The sequence below is a fragment of the Thalassotalea fusca genome (assembly GCF_053485835.1).
Map to the genome: position 1 here is coordinate 1 of NZ_JBQRUN010000043.1, position 1,159 is coordinate 1,159.

Annotated in this window: 1 rRNA gene; it reads right to left on the minus strand. The window is 48.8% G+C overall.

What is annotated here, in order from left to right:
* Positions 1-1,147 (minus strand): 23S ribosomal RNA (locus ACSLUK_RS19905); the annotation flags it as partial.
* Positions 1,148-1,159: the final 12 nt, after the last annotated feature.

Sequence of the window (1,159 nt, forward strand, 5' to 3'; positions counted from 1 at the left end):
AATCCGCAGCTTCGGTGCATAGTTTAGCCCCGTTACATCTTCCGCGCAGACCGACTCGACTAGTGAGCTATTACGCTTTCTTTAAAGGATGGCTGCTTCTAAGCCAACCTCCTAGCTGTCTATGCCTTTCCACATCGTTTCCCACTTAACTATGACTTTGGGACCTTAGCTGGCGGTCTGGGTTGTTTCCCTCTTCACGATGGACGTTAGCACCCACCGTGTGTCTCCCGCATATCACTCATCGGTATTCGGAGTTTGCAAAGGGTTGGTAAGTCGGGATGACCCCCTAGCCTTAACAGTGCTCTACCCCCAATGGTGTTCGTGCGAGGCTCTACCTAAATAGATTTCGGGGAGAACCAGCTATCTCCCGGCTTGATTAGCCTTTCACTCCGACCCACAGGTCATCACCGCATTTTTCAACATACGTGTGTTCGGTCCTCCAGTTGATGTTACTCAACCTTCAACCTGCCCATGGGTAGATCGCCGGGTTTCGGGTCTATACCTAGCAACTGAACGCGCAGTTAACACTCGCTTTCGCTACGGCTCCCCTAATCGGTTAACCTTGCTACTAAATATAAGTCGCTGACCCATTATACAAAAGGTACGCAGTCACCCGAAGGCTTCCACTGCTTGTACGTATACGGTTTCAGGTTCTATTTCACTCCCCTCACAGGGGTTCTTTTCGCCTTTCCCTCACGGTACTGGTTCACTATCGGTCAGTTAGGAGTATTTAGCCTTGGAGGATGGTCCCCCCATGTTCAGTCAACATTTCACGTGTGCCGACCTACTCGATTTCACATTGGGTTTGCTTTCGTGTACGGGGCTATCACCCTGTATCGCTGTCCTTTCCAGAACATTCCACTAGCGCCCCCATGCTTAAGGGCTAATTCCCGTTCGCTCGCCGCTACTAAGGAAATCTCGGTTGATTTCTTTTCCTCGGGGTACTTAGATGTTTCAGTTCTCCCGGTTCGCCTCTTTTAGCTATGTATTCACTAAAAGATACTTGCTTATGCAAGTGGGTTTCCCCATTCAGAAATCTCAGTCTATAACGGTTTTTATCACCTTAACTGAGCTTATCGCAGATTAACACGTCTTTCATCGCCTCTAACTGCCAAGGCATCCACCATATACGCTTAGTCACTTAACCATACAACCCTAA